Origin of the sequence: Actinoplanes regularis (assembly GCF_900188005.1) — a bacterium.
Taxonomy (GTDB): Bacteria; Actinomycetota; Actinomycetes; order Mycobacteriales; family Micromonosporaceae; genus Actinoplanes; species Actinoplanes regularis.
On sequence record NZ_FZNR01000020.1, the window covers coordinates 79,765 to 96,657 of the forward strand.

The 16,893-nt window shown below is 69.3% G+C and carries 17 protein-coding genes; 9 read left to right on the top strand and 8 right to left on the bottom strand.

Going from position 1 to position 16,893, the window contains the following annotated elements:
* Nucleotides 1–185 precede the first annotated feature (185 nt).
* The 3 genes from CHC09_RS48750 to CHC09_RS35345 form a co-directional block, all read right to left on the bottom strand.
* A complete protein-coding gene (locus CHC09_RS48750) occupies nt 186–263 on the bottom strand; it encodes an Ms5788A family Cys-rich leader peptide (RefSeq protein WP_342352366.1) in 78 nt (25 codons plus the stop codon).
* A 68-nt stretch (nt 264–331) separates the two neighbouring features.
* On the bottom strand, nt 332–1,123 hold the full coding sequence (locus CHC09_RS35340) for an LmeA family phospholipid-binding protein (RefSeq protein WP_089297617.1): 792 nt from the start codon (nt 1,121–1,123) through the stop codon (nt 332–334).
* A gap of 71 nt (nt 1,124–1,194) precedes the next feature.
* Nucleotides 1,195–2,097, bottom strand: a complete 903-nt coding sequence (locus CHC09_RS35345) for a hypothetical protein (protein WP_239138726.1) — start codon at nt 2,095–2,097, stop codon at nt 1,195–1,197.
* A gap of 383 nt (nt 2,098–2,480) precedes the next feature.
* Here CHC09_RS35345 and CHC09_RS35350 point away from each other — a divergent pair, with 383 nt between their 5' ends.
* From CHC09_RS35350 to pstB, 6 genes are all read left to right on the top strand, one after another.
* On the top strand, nt 2,481–3,197 hold the full coding sequence (locus CHC09_RS35350; RefSeq protein WP_089297619.1) for a winged helix-turn-helix transcriptional regulator: 717 nt from the start codon (nt 2,481–2,483) through the stop codon (nt 3,195–3,197).
* A gap of 7 nt (nt 3,198–3,204) precedes the next feature.
* Nucleotides 3,205–4,068: a mycothiol synthase gene (gene mshD, locus CHC09_RS35355; protein WP_089297620.1), complete on the top strand. Its 864-nt coding sequence runs from the start codon at nt 3,205–3,207 to the stop codon at nt 4,066–4,068.
* Between the two features lie 380 nt (nt 4,069–4,448).
* Nucleotides 4,449–5,549, top strand: a complete 1,101-nt coding sequence (gene pstS / locus CHC09_RS35360; protein ID WP_089297621.1) for a phosphate ABC transporter substrate-binding protein PstS — start codon at nt 4,449–4,451, stop codon at nt 5,547–5,549.
* Nucleotides 5,550–5,591: 42 nt separating this feature from the next.
* On the top strand, nt 5,592–6,662 hold the full coding sequence (gene pstC / locus CHC09_RS35365) for a phosphate ABC transporter permease subunit PstC (RefSeq protein WP_089297622.1): 1,071 nt from the start codon (nt 5,592–5,594) through the stop codon (nt 6,660–6,662).
* Between the two features lie 43 nt (nt 6,663–6,705).
* The gene (gene pstA / locus CHC09_RS35370; protein WP_089297623.1) at nt 6,706–7,791 is read left to right on the top strand and encodes a phosphate ABC transporter permease PstA; all 1,086 of its coding nucleotides are present in this window, start codon (nt 6,706–6,708) and stop codon (nt 7,789–7,791) included.
* A gap of 13 nt (nt 7,792–7,804) precedes the next feature.
* Nucleotides 7,805–8,581 carry a phosphate ABC transporter ATP-binding protein PstB gene (gene pstB / locus CHC09_RS35375; protein WP_089297624.1) on the top strand — a complete coding sequence of 259 codons (777 nt, stop codon included), beginning with the start codon at nt 7,805–7,807 and terminating at the stop codon, nt 8,579–8,581.
* Between the two features lie 142 nt (nt 8,582–8,723).
* Here pstB and CHC09_RS35380 read toward each other — a convergent pair whose 3' ends face one another.
* The gene (locus CHC09_RS35380) at nt 8,724–9,494 is read right to left on the bottom strand and encodes an NUDIX hydrolase (RefSeq protein ID WP_373871992.1); all 771 of its coding nucleotides are present in this window, start codon (nt 9,492–9,494) and stop codon (nt 8,724–8,726) included.
* Between the two features lie 101 nt (nt 9,495–9,595).
* Between CHC09_RS35380 and CHC09_RS35385 the strand changes: the two genes are divergently transcribed.
* Nucleotides 9,596–10,573, top strand: a complete 978-nt coding sequence (locus CHC09_RS35385) for a Gfo/Idh/MocA family protein (protein ID WP_089297625.1) — start codon at nt 9,596–9,598, stop codon at nt 10,571–10,573.
* A gap of 89 nt (nt 10,574–10,662) precedes the next feature.
* Here CHC09_RS35385 and CHC09_RS35390 read toward each other — a convergent pair whose 3' ends face one another.
* From CHC09_RS35390 to CHC09_RS35400, 3 genes are all read right to left on the bottom strand, one after another.
* Nucleotides 10,663–11,670: an inorganic phosphate transporter gene (locus tag CHC09_RS35390; RefSeq protein WP_089297626.1), complete on the bottom strand. Its 1,008-nt coding sequence runs from the start codon at nt 11,668–11,670 to the stop codon at nt 10,663–10,665.
* 2 nt (nt 11,671–11,672) lie between these two features.
* A complete protein-coding gene (locus tag CHC09_RS35395) occupies nt 11,673–12,299 on the bottom strand; it encodes a DUF47 domain-containing protein (RefSeq protein WP_089297627.1) in 627 nt (208 codons plus the stop codon).
* An 82-nt stretch (nt 12,300–12,381) separates the two neighbouring features.
* A complete protein-coding gene (locus CHC09_RS35400) occupies nt 12,382–13,293 on the bottom strand; it encodes a PI-PLC domain-containing protein (RefSeq protein ID WP_239138725.1) in 912 nt (303 codons plus the stop codon).
* A 99-nt stretch (nt 13,294–13,392) separates the two neighbouring features.
* Between CHC09_RS35400 and sigJ the strand changes: the two genes are divergently transcribed.
* Nucleotides 13,393–14,277, top strand: coding sequence for an RNA polymerase sigma factor SigJ (sigJ, locus tag CHC09_RS35405; protein ID WP_089297628.1), 885 nt, complete (start codon nt 13,393–13,395; stop codon nt 14,275–14,277).
* Here sigJ and CHC09_RS35410 read toward each other — a convergent pair.
* Nucleotides 14,257–14,763, bottom strand: coding sequence for a DUF402 domain-containing protein (locus CHC09_RS35410; protein ID WP_089297629.1), 507 nt, complete (start codon nt 14,761–14,763; stop codon nt 14,257–14,259). The genes sigJ and CHC09_RS35410 overlap by 21 nt on opposite strands.
* Nucleotides 14,764–14,818: 55 nt before the next feature.
* Here CHC09_RS35410 and CHC09_RS35415 point away from each other — a divergent pair, with 55 nt between their 5' ends.
* Entirely contained in the window at nt 14,819–16,825 is a 2,007-nt protein-coding gene (locus CHC09_RS35415) for an ATP-dependent DNA helicase (RefSeq protein WP_089297630.1), read from the top strand.
* Nucleotides 16,826–16,893 lie beyond the last annotated feature (68 nt).

The window sequence follows — 16,893 nt, forward strand, 5'->3', positions numbered from 1 at the left end:
CTCCCTTTGATGGTGGGTGAGGGGAGAGTCAGCGCACGGAGGTGTGGTCGCACCCCGCGCGGACCCATTGGTTAGGTGGGATCACGGGCTGGTTGTGCGACGGCGCCACTGCCGGGCAGGGAATTTGCCCTGGGCTGAGAGCTCTGATCAGCTGAGCGAAGTGTGCTCAGCGAGGAGTGGCCCCGTCAGTTGACGGGGCGACACAGGCACGCGGCCATGCGGCACAGGTCGACCGCACGCCTTTTCGTGAGCAACAGGCTCATGGAACGGACCTTATCAGCGGTTCCAGACCACGGAACAGTACCGACCACGATCCGGGACGAGGCGACGGTCACAGGCCGCCGGAGCCGAGGCTGACGTCGCTCGCTCCGAAGGTCACCTTGAGGCCGTCCGCCTCCGGCGCCACGGCCTGCACCTTCAGCTTCAGCGGAAGCTTCGGAGCCGGGAGGTCCAGGGCCATCTTCGCGGCGTACGCGTCGACGGCGTTCTGGATGAACGGCACGTTCGGCAGGTTGGCCGCCTTCACCTCGGCGAAACGAACCCGAATCCCGCCGTTGACCACGGTCAGCTTGGCGGTGCCGGAGAGGTCGAGCTGCTGTCCGAGCGCGGTCATCCGGGCCGAGCCGACCAGCTTGCCGTCCTTCGCGGAGAGCTGCACGCCCTTCTGCCCGATCAGCTTGATGAGCTGCGGATAGTCGATGGTCCCGGTGGCGGTGACGTTCTGGACCGTGATGTCGCCCTGGCCGCTGCGCAGCGCGTCGAGCGGCGCCCGCACCGTCTTGGCGTGAATGTCGAGCAGCTCCAGGGCGGCCTTCCGGTCGCCGTCGATCGGCGCCGTCAGATGCGGCAGCTGGATCCGGATCTCCTGGTATTCCCCGTCGAGCACCTGGGTCACGAACGGGAAGCCCTCGATGGTCACCTCGGGGGTGTCACTGCTGGCCTTCTGCGCCCGCACCTGTTCGGCGACCTTGTCGCCGATGATCCCCTCGGCGAACGACTTGCCGAAGCTGTCCGCCACCACCAGGCCGCCCAGCAGCAGGAGCAGCAGCACCACGACGACGATCAGGAGCCCGCGGCCCCGGCGCCGGCGCGGGCGCTGGTCGGTCTCGTACACCTCGGCCACAGCGTTCCTTCCGTTCGCGAACTGCCCAGGACCGTACATGCCCAAGTCCACGGAACCCTGAAACGGATGGTTCAGGCGAGGTAGAAGTGAACGAGGGCGTACGCCGCGACGAAGGTCAGGGCGAACCCGCCGAGCGGGCCGGTCATGTGCCGGGCCAGCCAGAACGTCGGGGCCTCGCCGGCCAGCCGGCGACCGGCCTCGCCGAAGTTCACCGCCAGGTCGATCAGGAGCGCGGCGACCGCCGAGATCAGGCCGATCACCGCACCCTTGGCCGGGGTGAACGGCAGCACCAGCTGGCTGCCGAGCCAGGCGGTGGCGAACGTGCCGACCATCGCGCCGAGCACGATGCCGACCCCGCCACGGGGCACCTGGGCGGCGATCCGCGGCTGCGGGAACACCGCGTCGGTCAGCCGGGCGACGAGCACCGCCAGCCCGGCACCGGTGCAGCAGACCAGGATGGCCTGGCTGCCGAGCGACTGCCGGCTCAGCGTGATCGGGATCGCGTACGCCACCACGCCGATCACGATCAGCAACGTGGTCCGCCACGAGTCGCTGATCCGCTGCCGGTCCCGGGCCCGGATCGCCTGGCCGGCCATCGCGCCGACGAACCCGGCCACCGTCACGTAGAGGAGCGGTTTCAGGCCGGCCTCGTCGGCGGTGGCGGCGAGATAGCAACCGGCCAGGCCGGCGACGCCGACGACGGCCGCGGTCGCGGCGGAGGCCGGCGGGTTGAGCGCCATGGTCCAGGCGAAGAGGCCGAGCAGTTGGATGCCGGAGAGCACGACCGCGTACGGCATCCGCACGTCCGGGCCGGTGGTGAGGGTCCCGAGGATCAGCGCCGCCGCGAGCAGCGCCGCGAAGCCGCCGATCGCCACCGACAGCTTGGCCCGGACCGGGACGAACTCGATCTCCTCGAACTCCTCGTCGTCATCTTCGAGGTCCGGCGTGGAGGAGGGCGGTTCTTCGTCAGGCACGGCGCCGTACATCCCAGCTTTCGGGCGGCCCGGATTCAGGCGCGCGACGTCACGGGAGGCGTCGGCGTCCCAAGGGTCGTCCTGTGGCATGGAGGGAAACACGACAGCGATCGTGCCAGAATCCGGCTGGCGGCCCAATTCGCCGCCCGGCTTGCGCCCGCATCATGTAAAAGGCTCGTTACGAAATGGGCGTTAAGCCCACTTAGCAGGCGTTCATTGCATCACTTGGCGAACTGAATAGGTCGCGGCACCGGATGTATCGGTTAAGGTAACCGCAACCCACCCGTCGGTGACGCCGGGCCCCAGTCTCTCCGGTAGCGGAGCTCTGAGCTGCGCAGACCGGGTCACCCGAGCGGCCTCGAGCCGCGAGGACGGAGGTGAGTGTGGAGATCCTTCTGTTGGTGACGGCGCGTGCGGGTGAGCCATCCGCCGTTCTTCCCGCCCTGGACCTGTTGCCCCACTCGGTTCGTACCGCCCCGCGTGACGTTCGCACCCTGGTTTCCGGGCCGAGCCCGGATGCCGTGATGGTCGACGCCCGTTCCGAACTCTCCGAGGCACGCGCGACGTGCCGCATGCTGCACGCCACCGGGATAGGTGTTCCGCTGATCGCGGTGGTCACCGAGGCCGGTCTGATCGCGCTCAACGCGGACTGGGGCGTCGACGACGTCATCCTGGCGAGCGCGGGCCCCGCCGAGGTGGAGGCCCGCCTGCGGCTCTGCGTCGGCCGGCTCAACAACGCGACCGCCGGGGCCGGTGGATCGGTCCGGGCCGGCGAGCTCAACATCGACCCGGACACGTACGCCGCGAAGCTCAAGGGTCGTCCGCTCGACCTCACCTACAAGGAGTTCGAGCTGCTCAAGTTCCTCGCTCAGCACCCCGGCCGGGTCTTCACCCGTGACCAGCTGCTGCGCGAGGTCTGGGGCTACGACTACTTCGGCGGTACCCGCACCGTCGACGTGCACGTCCGGCGCCTGCGGGCCAAGCTCGGTTCGGAGTACGAGTCGATGATCGGCACCGTGCGCCAGGTCGGCTACAAGTTCGTGGTCCCGCCCTCCGGCCGCCAGCTTCCGGACAACAACCCGGTCTCGATCCCGGTCTGAACCGGTCATGACTGAGGTGCAGCCGGTCCGTGCTGCGGACCGGCTGTCCGCCGCGGAGATCGATGACGTGCTTGCCCTGGCCGACGCGGCGGCCCAGGCGGATGGCGTCTATCCCCTCTCCGAGGACGTGGTTCTCTGCATTCGTAACGGCGGAGCGGGTGTGCACCTGCGTACCTCCGCGGGTTACGCCTTTCTGGAGGACGGCGCCGGCGAGTTGGTCGTCCACCCGGCGCACCGCCGTCAGGGCCACGGCACCGCGCTGCTCGGCGCGATCGGCCCCACCGAGTTACGAATCTGGGCGCACGGGGACGACCCGGGTGCCCGCGCGTTCGCCGAGCACAACGGTTTCACCCGGGACCGGGTGCTCTGGCAGATGCGTCGCTCCCTGCTCGATCCGCTGCCGGACGTACCGCTGCCGGCCGGCGTGACGATCCGCGGCTTCCGTCCCGGCTTCGACGAGCAGGGCTGGGTCGAGGTGAACGCGAAGGCTTTCGCCCAGCATCCGGAGCAGGGTCGCTGGACCCTCGACGACCTGCTGGTGCGCGAGGCCGAGCCGTGGTTCGACCCGGCCGGCTTCCTGCTCGCCGTCGACATCGCGGACAGTCTGCTCGGTTTCCACTGGACCAAGGTGCATCCGCCGGCCGGGCTGGACCCGGCGCTCGGCGAGATCTACGTGCTCGGGGTGGAGCCGTCCGGGCATCAGCGCGGCCTGGGTGCCGCGCTCAGCGTGGCCGGGCTGCGGCATCTGGCGGCCGCCGGGCTTGAGTGGGCCAGTCTCTACGTCGACGAGTCGAACGAGGCTGCCGTGAAGCTGTACCGGCGGCTCGGTTTCGAGGTCCACAGCGCCGACATCAACTATCACCGCGGGTGATCCTCGCCGGAGCGTGAACCACACCGCGACACCCACCGCCCGTCCTCGTCTCGCGAGGGCGGGCGGCACTCGTTGTGCCCATAGATCGCGATGCATTACGCGCAGTCGCCGGGAGGTAACCCTCTCGATGCCGTTGGTAACGCCTCGGACAAGGCTCGGTCTCGCTGCGGTCACGAGAAACCCGATATATCAGATATGTCGGGTAGTGAGCGCGCAGTTCACTTAACGGACAACTGACCCTCAGGGGAAGGACACTTCCAAGGATCTATGTGTTCACCCCCAGTTCATCCATGCCCGGCTCGGCGGTCACCTATCGCTCTTAGCTTTCTCCTCGAGCCGGTGAGCGACCGGCTGCACTGAACCCGAAGGGGACAACAACCGTGAAGTTCCAGCGGTCCGGTCTTGTTGCCGGCATTGCTTTGACTGCGACGATCGCGCTCACCGCGTGCGGCTCGGACAACGACAAGGGCACGGACACGGTCGGTGCCCAGGCCCCGTCCGCCGGCTCCTGCGTTGGTGGCACCATCTCGGCTCAGGGCTCCAGCGCTCAGAAGAACGCGATGGACGAGTGGATCAAGGCGTACACCGCCTCCTGTGCCGACGCGAAGATCGACTACAACCCGAACGGCTCCGGCGCCGGCATCAAGGCCTTCACCTCCGGCCTGGCCGACTTCGCCGGCTCCGACTCCGCTCTCAAGGACGACGAGCAGAAGACCGCCGACACCAAGTGCGGCTCGCCGGCGCTCAACCTCCCGATGGTCGTCGGCCCGATCGCCGTGGTCTACAACGTTCAGGGCGCCGATGGCCTGCAGTTCTCGGCCTCCACCCTGGCGAAGATCTTCTCCGGCAAGATCACCAAGTGGAACGACCCGGCCATCGCCGCGGAGAACTCGGGCGCCAAGCTCCCGACCGCCACCATCGAGGCGGTGCACCGCGCCGACGAGTCCGGCACCACGGACAACTTCACCAAGTACCTGAGCAAGGCCGCCGAGGCGGACTGGACCTACGACCACGCCAAGGCGTGGGCGGCTCCGGGCGGTACCGGCGCGAGCAAGTCGGACGGTGTCGCGGCCAAGGTCAAGGGCACCCCGAACACCATCTCGTACGTCGAGCTCTCCTTCGCGGAGAACAGCAGCCTGCAGACCGCCAAGATCAAGAATGGTGCCGGCGAGTTCACCGAGCTGACCGGTGAGGCCGCGGGCAAGACCATCGAGGGCGCGACGGTCAAGGGCACCGGCAACGACCTGAAGCTGGACATCGACTACAACACCAAGCAGGCCGGCGCCTACCCGATCGTCCTGGCGACCTACGAGATCGTCTGCACCAAGTACGCGGACGCCGCCAAGGGCAAGGCCATCCAGGGCTTCCTGAAGTACACCGCCAGCGCCGAGGGGCAGGCCGCGCTCGGCAAGCTGGGCTACGCCCCGCTGCCGGAGGCGGTTCGCGCCAAGGTCGCGACCTCGGTCGACGCTCTCTCCTGAGCCCGGTTCGTTAATCCCTCCGAGACGACAGCGAGCGCGTAGATGGGTGACTACCCCTTCCGCTCGGAGAACGCCACCGCCGGTGACCTGGGTGTGACCTCCCGTCACGCTCAGGGCGCCGGCTATGGCGTACCCCCGAGCCGTTACGAAGAGCCCCCGATCGGCGGTGGCGGCGCCCTGCCGAAGAAGTCGCGGTTTTCGATGGAGACCGGCTTCCGCGGTGTCTCCACGGCCGCCGGCACCATGGTCCTGGTCATCATCGTCGCGATCGCCATCTTCTTGATCTCGCAGGCGATTCCGGCGATCAAGGCTGACAGCGAAAACTTCCTGACGTACAACCGTTGGAGCCCCAACGAGGCGGTCCCGGCCTTCGGTATCGCCGTCCTTGCGCTCGGCACCCTGCTGTCGTCGATCATCGCGCTTCTCGTCGCGGTGCCGATCGCGCTGGCCATCGCCCTGTTCCTGACGCACTACGCCCCGCGTCGGCTGGCCACCCCGCTCGGCTTCGTGATCGACCTGCTGGCCGCGGTGCCCAGCGTGGTGTTCGGTCTCTGGGGCCGCGATCTCCTCCAGGAGCCGGTCCGGGACTTCTCGGTCTGGCTGAACCACTACTTCGGCTGGCTGCCGATCTTCGGCGGCGAGGGCCCGTTCGGGCAGTCGATCATGCTCGGTGGCCTGGTCCTCTCGATCATGGTGCTGCCGATCGTCACCTCGCTCTCCCGTGAGGTCTTCCAGCAGACCCCGGGGATGAACGAGGAGGCCGCGCTGGCCCTCGGCGCGACCAAGTGGGAGATGATCCGGGTCGCGGTGCTGCCGTACGGCAAGCCCGGTGTGATCGCCGCGGTGATGCTCGGCCTCGGTCGCGCGCTCGGCGAGACCATCGCGTTGGCGCTGACTCTCGGCATCACCTGGGAGATCTCGTTCAACCTGATCCAGACCGGCGGTAACTCCATCGCCGCGAACATCGCCAACTCCTTCAACGAGGCGAACGACACCGGCCGTGGCGCGCTGATCGCCTCCGGTCTGGTGCTGTTCGCGATCACGCTGATCGTCAACATGACGGCGCGGGCGATCATCTACCGTCGTCGCGAGTTCCGGGACAGTGCCGCATGAGCGAGCTTGCGAGTGAATCAGTCAGCTCACCGGAGGTGGCGGCATGAGTGTTCTGGATCGTGAGATGCCGGGAGTGGCGATGACCCCGGACAACATCCGCCGTCGCAACCTCCCACTGGGGACCAACCTGCTAATCGTGGTGGCCGCGCTCGTGGTGTCGGCCGTCGTGGTGCTCGGTGCCGGCATCGGCAACTGGCTGCTGGTCGTCGTGCTGGCCAGCGTCATCTACCTGGTCGGCCTCAACGTCGTGGCCTCCCGTGTGGAGGGCAAGCGGGCCGCCCGCAACCGGATGTGGCAGACGCTCATCTACGCCGCCTGCGTGCTGGCGGTCCTCCCGCTCGCCTCGGTGGTCTGGACCCTGATCTCCAAAGGCGCGAGCCGGCTCGACGGCGACTTCTTCGGTTCGTCGATGGCCAACATCGGCGCCCGGGACCCGAACGGTGGCGCCTACCACGCCATCATCGGCACCCTGGAGCAGGTCGGCATCGCCGCCCTGATCGCCGTGCCGCTCGGCGTGCTCGGCGCGGTCTACCTGGTGGAGTACGGCCGGGGCAGGTTCGCGAACACGGTCCGCTTCTTCGTCGACGTGATGACCGGTATCCCGTCGATCGTGGCCGGCCTCTTCATCCTCTCCTTCTGGGTGCTGGTCGTCAGCAAGTGGTTCAACGACGGCAACCCGGAGTACTCCGGGTTCGCGGCGTCGCTGGCGCTCAGCGTGCTGATGCTGCCGACCATCGTGCGCTCCACCGAGGAGATGCTGCGCCTGGTGCCGGGCCCGCTGCGGGAGGGCTCGTACGCGCTCGGCGTTCCGCAGTGGAAGACGATCCTCAAGGTCGTGCTGCCGACCGCGGCACCCGGCATCGTCACCGGTGTCATGCTCGCCATCGCCCGCGCGGCCGGCGAGACGGCCCCGGTGCTGCTGGTCGCGGGGGGCCTCGCGCGGATCAACTTCGACCCGTTCAGCGGCGGGCAGGCCTCGCTGGCGCTCTACGTCTACCAGCAGGCCGGTGACGCCTCGAAGTACGCGCCGGCCCGCGCTTGGACGGCCGCGCTCACCCTGGTGGCGCTGGTCCTGATCCTGACCATCGCGGCCAAGCTGCTCGCCCGTCGCAACAAGTTGACCCGGTAAAGAAGGTTCTCCCATGGCCAAGCGCATCGAGGCGAGCAACGTCTCCTCCTACTACGGCTCCTTCAAGGCGATCGACAACGTCTCGATGACCGTCGAGCCGAAGACGATCACCGCCCTGATCGGCCCCTCCGGGTGCGGCAAGTCGACCTTCCTCCGGTCGATCAACCGCATGCACGAGGTCCTGCCGAACGCCCGGATCGAGGGCCGGCTCACCATCGACGACCAGAACATCTACGACGCGGACGTGGACATCACCGCCGTGCGTCGCATGATCGGCATGGTCTTCCAGCGGCCCAACCCGTTCCCGACCATGTCGATCTACGAGAACGCGGTCGCGGGTCTCAAGCTCAACGGCGTCAAGAAGAGGTCCGTCCTGGACGACGCCGCCGAGAAGTCGCTGCGCTCCGCGAACCTCTGGGACGAGGTCAAGGACCGGCTGGACCGGCCGGGCGCCGGCCTCTCCGGCGGTCAGCAGCAGCGTCTCTGCATCGCTCGCACCATCGCGGTCGAGCCGCAGGTCGTGCTGATGGACGAGCCGTGTTCCGCGCTCGACCCGATCTCGACGCTGGCGATCGAGGACCTGATGTTCAAGCTGAAGGACAGCTTCACGATCATCATCGTCACGCACAACATGCAGCAGGCCGCCCGGGTCAGCGACAAGACCGGCTTCTTCTCGATCGACAAGACCGGCGACCCCGGTCGCCTGATCGAGTACGACTACACGCAGAAGATCTTCAGCAACCCGTCCCAGAAGAAGACCGAGGACTACATCACCGGCCGCTTCGGTTAGGGCTGAGCTAGCTGGCCTCGCTCCGCTCGGCGGGCATTTCGCCCCTTGGGGTCGTTGTCGAGAGCACCGAAAAACGACTGCGCTTCGCTGGTTGTTTTTCGGCGCTCTCGACAACGACGGGCGAAATGCGTGCTGGTTGAGGCTAAAGCGACAGCGTGGCTGTGCCGTCGGGTTGTACCTCGATGCGGGGGGTTACCGGGGTGGCGGCGTCGCGGTGCGCCGAGGCGGCGACGACTTCGGGAATGGTGCGGCTGGCCGCGATCTGGTTCAGGGTGTGCCGGGTCGGGGGGAGCATCGGCAGCTCCGCAACGTCCGCGGGGTCGATCCATGCGGTGCGGTCGGCCTCGCCGGAGACGTCGCGGGCGGACTGCGCCTCGGGCAGCAGCGCGACGAAGAACCAGGTGTCGAACCGTTTCGGCTCGAACTCCGGGGTGATCCAGCGGGCCCACGGCAGCAGCAGGTCGTCACGCAGCCGCAGCCCTCGCCGGGCCAGCAGCTCGGCCATGGTCAGCTCCCGGCGCAGCACCGCGGCCCGGTCCGACTCCCAGGTCGGGTCGTCCGCGTCGGCGACCGTCCGGTCCGGCTCCGCGGTCGGGCCGGCCAGCACCACCCCGGCCTCCTCGAACAGCTCCCGGGCGGCCGCGCCGACCACGGCCCGCGCCTGTTCCTCGGGCACGCCCAGCCGGTCCGCCCAGTCGTCGCGCAGCGTCTCCGGCTGGTCCGACGGGTCGACGGTGCCGCCGGGGAAGGCGTACACCCCGCCGAAGGCCATCGTGGTCATCCGCCGCAGCACGTACGCCTGGAAGGTCGCGCCGGACGGTCTCAGCAGGACCACCGTCGCGGCCGGGCGGGCCGGGGCGGGCGGACCGGAGAATTCCCGGGCCCTTTTCATCATCGCGGGCGGAAGCGGCATCGGCTCGGTCACCGGTCGATCCTGTCACCACGACACGGGGTCTGTCCGGCAGGTCGCGGCGTGCTCTCCCGAACCGGGTCCGGGGCGCTAACGTACCGATCATGACCGGACAGAACGTTCGCTGGGGCATCCTCGGGCTCGGCGGGATCGCCGCGACCTTCGCCGCCGACCTCCCCCTGGTGCCGGGCGCCGAGCTGGCCGCGGTCGCCTCACGCGACCAGGCGACCGCCGACGCCTTCGCGGAACGGCACGGGTTCGCCCGGGCCCACGGTTCCTACCCCGCTCTCGCCGCCGACGACGAGGTGGATGTCGTCTACATCGCCACGCCGCACGCCTACCACCACGCCGGCGCCATGATGTGCGTCGAAGCCGGCAAGGCCGTGCTGGTCGAGAAGCCGATCACGCTGGATCTGGCGTCCGCGGCCCAGCTCGTCGAGGCCGCTCGCGACCGCGGGGTGTTCCTGATGGAGGCGATGTGGATGCGCTGCAACCCGGCCATCCGCAAGGCCGCCGAGCTGGTCGAGGAGGGTGCGATCGGCTGGGTGAGCTCGATCCACGCCGACTTCGGGCTGCAGGGCCCGTTCGCCGCCGAGCATCGGCTGCGAGCTCCCGAGCTGGGCGGCGGTGCGCTGCTCGACCTGGGCGTCTACCCGATCCACCTGGCTCACCTGATCATGGGAGTGCCGACCTCGGTGCAGGCGTGGGCGCACCTGACCCCGGAGCGGGTGGACGAGCACACCGGCGTGCTGCTCGGCTGGCAGTCCGGCGCGGTCGGCGCGCTGACCTGCAGCATCAACGGTGCCAGCAAGAACGGCGCGTCGATCACCGGGACCGACGGCCGGATCGACATTCCGCCGACCTTCATGGTGCCGCGCTCGTTCACGCTGGAGCGGCCGAACCGGGCGCCGGAGACGTTCGAGTTCGACTTCCCCGGCAGCGGTTACCAGTTCGAGGCCGCCGAGGTGCAGCGCTGCCTGGCCGCCGGCGAGCTGGAGAGCCCGTTGATCCCCCACGACACCACGCTGGAAGTGATGAACCTTCTCGATTCCATCCGCGAACAGATCGGCGTCTTCTACTAGCCGCCGGGTCCGCCGTCCTTCCGGTCCAACCCTTCGCCGGTACGACCGATGGAGCCCCGTGAGCGGGCCTCTCGGCCGCGTCCCCGGTCCTAGGCGAAGAGCGGGCCGACGATGTAGTGGAACAGACAGGCGATCAACGCGGCGGCGGGGAACGTCGTGACCCACGCGATCAGGATGTTCCCGGCGACGTTCCAGCGGACCGCGCTGAGCCGTTTCGTGGCGCCGACGCCCATGATCGCCGAGGTGATCGTGTGGGTGGTGGAGATCGGCGCGTGCAGCACGAAGGCGTTGAAGTAGAGCACCGAGCTGGCGACCGTCTCGGCCGCGAAGCCCTCGGCCGGGCCCAGGTCGATGATCTTCCGGCCCAGGGTGCGGATGATCCGCCAACCGCCGGTGTAGGTGCCGGCCGCCAGCATCGTCGCCGACGCCCAGAAGACCCATGGCGGAATGTAGGAGATGTCGTCCTGGTAGCCGCCGCTGTAGAGCGCCAGCACCACGATGCCCATCGTCTTCGCGGCGTCCTGGGTGCCGTGCCCGACCGCCATCGCCGCGGCCGAGACCGTCTGCGCGTACCGGAAACCGCGGTTCAGCTTGCCCGGGTTGCCGCGCCGGAACGTCCACATCAGCGCGACCATCGCGAGGAAGCCGAGGACCAGCCCGACCACCGGTGAGGCCACCATCGGGATGACGACCTTCTGCACGATGTTGCCCCACTGCACGCTGCCCATGCCGGCGACCATGGTGGCGCCGACCAGCCCGCCGAACAGCGCGTGCGAAGAGCTCGACGGCAGGCCGAAGTACCAGGTGATCAGGTTCCAGGAGATGGCACCGAGCACGCCGGCGAAGACGATGCCCAGGCTGGGAATGCCGATCGGCAGTTGGACCAGACCCTCACCGACGGTCTTGGCGACCTCCTTGCCCAGGTGGGCGCCGACGAAGTTGCCGACGGCGGCCATCGCCAGGGCGGCCCGCGGGGTCAGTGCCCGGGTGCTGACGCTGGTCGCGATCGCGTTCGCCGCGTCGTGGAAGCCGTTGGTGTAGTCGAACACCATCGCGGCGATGATCACCGCCAGGACGGCGACGAGTTCCGGTGACAACCTCAGGACTCCTTGACCGCGATGGTCTCGACCGTGTTCGCCACGTGCTCGAACGCGTCGCAGGCCGCCTCCAGCTCGTCGGCTACCTCCTTCATCTTCAGGACGGTCAGCGCGTCGTACTCCCCGGAGAAGAGCCGGACCAGCAGCATCCGGTAGGAGCGGTCGCCGTCGTTCTCCAGCCGGTTGATCTCGATCCAGTAGTCCTCGAGGTGCTTCATCGAGCGCAGCCGCGGCATCGCGTCCGAGGTGATCTTCGCCTGCTGGTCGAGGACCGTGATCAGCTCGTGCATCTCCCGGGGCAGGGAGGGCAGCTCGGTCAGTCCGTAGAGGTAGAGCAGGTTTCCGACGGCCTCGAGGTGGTCCATGACGTCGTCCAGCTGCGAGCCGAGCGAGTAGATGTCGGCTCGGTCGAACGGCGTGATGAAGGTCGAATTGATCTTCTTGTAGAGCTCGTGCGTGATCGCATCGCTGTCGTGCTCCACGTCGCTCAGTCGTTCACTGATCGACTGGACGTCGGCTCCGGGCAACGTCAGCTCGTTGAGCAGCTCGGTGCCCTTCACCAGGTTGAGCGAGGCCTTGGTGAAGAGATCGTAGAAGGCGCCCTCGACGGGACGGAATGAGAACTTCACGGTGCGGACCTCGATCGACGGGCTTTCGCTGGATCTTCGTGCACTCTATCGGTCCTCATCGGTTCACCCGTTGGACACGGGCTTACGCCGGGTGTGGCGTGCCGTGACGCCCGGCGATGACCGGCAGCTCGAGTTGCGGAGGCCGGCTCGCCGGGTGCCGTCGCAGATGTCTGGCCAGGCCCTGGAGATCCGTATCCGCGATCACATCCACGCCGGCGGCGCTCAGCTCGGTCCAGATCGCCACCCGGGCCTTGCGGGGGCCGTCGGGCAGCCCGCTGATCCGCACCGTGCGCCCGTCCTCGTGTGCGGCGCGGACCAGCGCGTGCAGTAGGTGCCGTTCCTCGGCGGCGATCGGCTCGTGGCCGTCCCAGCCGAAGCGCTGCGCCCACGGCTCACTGATCACCGGTGCCAGTTCCAGTGGGGCGGAGGAGGAGCCGAGGTCGTCGAAGCTGCCCTCGGCGAACGCGTACCGGACCTTCTGGGCGGCGAGCAGGTCGCGGACGTCCACGATGCCGGCCACCGTCACGGTCACCACGCCCGGCGTCAGCTTCCCGTCGCTGCTGCGGGTCAGCAGCGGCGCGTGGTCGCGCAGCTGCTGGTCCAGCATCCGATAGGCGCGCAGCAGCGACGAGGTGTCCCGGCTCGGCCCGGCGAACTCGACGACCAGTTGGAACGGCGCCTGCTGGTCGGACCAGAGCCGGCCGGCGGCCGCCCGGGCCCGGGCGAAGAGCGGGGCCAGCACGAGCCGGCGAAGGGTACGGCCGGGCTGCGGGTCGCCGGGGCCGAGGAACAGCTCGCCGTGCGGACCCGGAGCCACCCGCACGGTCATCCCGGTCAGGCCGAGGCGCAGCACCACCGGCAGCGGGTCGGTGAACCGGTCCAGGACCAGCGCGTGTCCGGAGGAGAGGCTGTGCCGGCGTCGGCGGGCCAGCGCCATCGACATGGCGCCGCCTGCACCGGCGAGTCCGGCAAGGCTACCCGCGAGAGTCGCCATGTCCTGCACGTGCGCACCACCCCTATTAGACGGAAATATCCCTTTTCTACTGTGGCACAAGTGATACCTCGCTCTGGGGATCACACGCAGAATTGCTCCATGCCATCGCCCACCGCGAGCGAGTTCGAGGTCCACCGTCCCTACCTGACGGCGGTCGCCTTCCGGATGCTGGGGAACCGGGCCGAGGCCGAGGACACGGTCCAGGAGGCCTGGCTGCGCTTCGCACAGCAGCAGGACGTCCGGGAGGCGCGCGCCTGGCTGACCACCGTCACCGGACGGATCTGCCTGGACCAGCTCAACTCCGCCCGGGTACGCCGTACCTCGTACCCCGGTGAATGGTTGCCCGCCTTCGTCGTGGACCCGGACGCCGACCCGGCCGTCCACATCGAGCGGGCCGACCAGGTCAGCATGGCGCTACTGGTGGTGCTGGAGCGGCTCACCCCCGAGCAGCGGGTGGCGTTCGTGCTGCACGACGCGTTCGGGGTGCCGTTCGAGGAGGTCGCCGCTGTGCTGGAGACGACGCCGGCCGCGGCCCGGCAGCACGCCTCGCGGGGGCGCAAGGCGGCCGCCGAGGGCGGGATCCGGCACACCGCCGACCCGGCCGAGCAGCGGCGGGTGCTGGCGGCGTTCCTGGCCGCGGCGCAGAGCGGCGATGTTCGTACACTCGCCGCGGTCCTGGCCCCGGACGTCGTCGCGATCAGCGACGGCGGCGGAGTGGTCCGCAGCGCGATGCGCGCGATCCACGGCCCGGACCGGGTGTCGCGCTTCTTCCTCGGTGTGTTGACGAATCAGCTGGCGGACGTGCACGACATGTCGGCCGAGCCGGTGCTGGTCGAGGGCGGCGCGGCGATGATGCTGCGCGGCAGCCGGCCGGACGGCAGCCGGCTGCTCGCCGTGTTCACCGTCGCCGTCGAGAATGGGCTGATCACCGGGATCTTCACCCAGCAGAACCCGGAGAAGGTCTTACTGGGTGACCTCGAGTAGGTGCTTGCGGTAGTGCGTGGCGAACGGCTCGGTGCCGTCGGCCAGCTTGCCGAGCAGCAGCTGCGCGGCCGCGTTCGCGTTCGTGACCAGCTCGTCCGGGTAGCCGAAGAGTGACCGGTGCTCCGCGAACTCGTCCTCGTCACGGAGTTCGACCAGGGCGGTCTCGCGGCGTCGCACCACGTCCAGGTCCAGGTCGATGATGTGCACCGTGTCCCCCTCCCAGCGGGCCGGGGTGGTGACGTCGCAGTAGACCTCGCTGGTCCGCGGCGGCGGGTTGAACATGCCGGTCCACCAGGCGTGGTGCGGGATGAGGAGCACGAACGGGATCTGCTCGACGGAGGGACGGCCGTGGTAGACCGACGCTGTACCGTGCGTCACGCCGACCCAGATGCCCAGGTCATCCTCGGCCAAGCGGCGGGCCGGGTAGTCGCGGTGAGCCGAACCGTCGTACTTCGTGTAGATCACCCGGACCATCTCGCTCGGCATGGGTGCACCCTAACGGTGACCGGGATATGTCGGTGGTGCCGGGTACCGTTCCTGCGTGCCCGTAGCAACCAAGAAGAAGGCGACCGCCGAGCAGCTCCTCACAGCCGCGGTCGGCGCCGTCCCCGGGGGCTCCGTCCGCCCAGGTCAGCAGGCCATGGTGGCGGCGATCGACAAGGCCGTCAAAGACCGTGAGCACCTGCTCGTGCAGGCCGGCACGGGCACCGGGAAGAGCCTGGGATATCTGACACCCGCGCTGCTCGTGGACGGGCCGGTGGTGGTCTCCACGGCCACCCTCGCGCTGCAGAACCAGCTGGTCGAGCACGACCTGCCCCGGCTGGCCACGGCGGTCGAGCCGGTGCTCGGGCGCAAGCCGACGTTCGCCGTGCTGAAAGGCCGGCACCACTACGTCTGCATGGCCAAGCTCGAGCACGTCGACGAGGAGGCGCCCACCGACACGCTCTTCGACGACGCGCCGGCGCCCCGGGCCGGGCAGTGGTTGGGCGAGGCGGGCCGGCTCGGCAAGCAGGTCGTCCGGATCCGCAAGTGGGCCGACAAGACCCAGACCGGTGACCGGGACGAGCTCGACCCGGGCGTCGACGACGGCGCCTGGCGGTCGGTCTCCATGCCGGCGCGGGACTGCGTCGGGGCGGCCCGGTGCCCCTACGGTCAGGAGTGCTTCGCCGAGGCGTCCCGGGTGCGCGCCCGCGAGGCCGACATCGTGGTCACCAACCACAGCCTGCTCGCCGTCGACATGCTCTCCGAGCGGCACATCGTCCCGCCGCACAAACTGCTCGTCATCGACGAGGCGCACGAGCTCGCCGAGCGCGTCTCCTCGGCCTCGCAGGCCGAGCTCACCCCGGAGGCGGTCGAGCGGGCCGGCCGTCGCGCCCGCACCCTGATCCCGCAGGCCGCCGCCGAGTCGCTCGCCGAGGCCGCCGACGCGCTCACCGTCGGCCTCGCCGACGTGCCGGCCGGCCGGCTCACCGCGGGCCTGCCCGACGCGCTCCGTCAGGCGGTCACCCTGCTGGAGGCGGCGACCCGCTCCGGGCTCACCGCGATCGGCGACGTCAAGTCCGACGACCCCGATCCGGTACGGAAACAGCAGGCCAAAGCGGTTCTCGACGAGCTCTCCACGACCGCCCAGCGGCTGCTCGAGGAGGACGAGTTCGACGTCGCCTGGGTGGAGAAGTCCGAGTTCGGTTCGGGGCGGCGGGCGCTCGTGGTCGCGCCGCTCTCGGTCGCCGGGACGCTCTCCCAGGCGCTGTACGCGGACCGTACGGTGGTGGCCGCCTCGGCGACGCTGACCCTGGGCGGGCGGTTCGACACCGTCGCCCGGTCGCTCGGCCTGCCGGTTTCGGCTTCCGAGGGCGAGGCGGCTTCCTCCGGCGACGGCTGGACCTCGCTGGACGTCGGCTCCCCGTTCGACTACCCGAAGCAGGGGATTCTGTACGTCGCGGCGCACCTGCCCAAGCCGATGGCCTCCGGCCTGCCCGACGTCGCCGGCGAGGAACTCCTCAAGCTCGTGCAGGCGCTCGGTGGGCGCACCCTCGGACTCTTCTCCTCCCGCAAGGCGGCCACCCAGGCGGCCGAACTGCTGCGCGCCAAGACCGACCTGCCGATCCTGCTGCAGGGCGACGAGACGCTGCCGATCCTGGTCCGCAAGTTCCGGGAGGAGAAGTCGAGTTGCCTGTTCGGCGTGATGTCGCTCTGGCAGGGCGTCGACGTTCCCGGTGACGCGTGCCAGCTGGTGGTGATCGACCGGCTGCCGTTCCCGCGCCCCGACGAACCCCTGGCCGCCGCCCGCTCGGCCGCCGCCGACGCGGCCCGGCCGGGTTCCGGCTTCGCCTCGGTGAGCGTGCCGATCGCCGCGGTCCGGCTCGCCCAGGGCGTGGGCCGGCTGATCCGTTCCACCGGTGACAAGGGGGTGGTCGCGGTCCTGGACTCACGCTTGGAGACGGCCCGCGGCTATGGCCCGTTCCTGCGCAGGTCCCTGCCCCCGTTCTGGTACACGACCAGTTCCGACGTCGCCCTCGGCGCCCTCACCCGCCTCGCCCAGAGCTGACCTCCACCTTGACCACGAGCGCGGGGTGTCAAGACGATCGATATGGCGTCGCGGGTGGCACTTGAGCT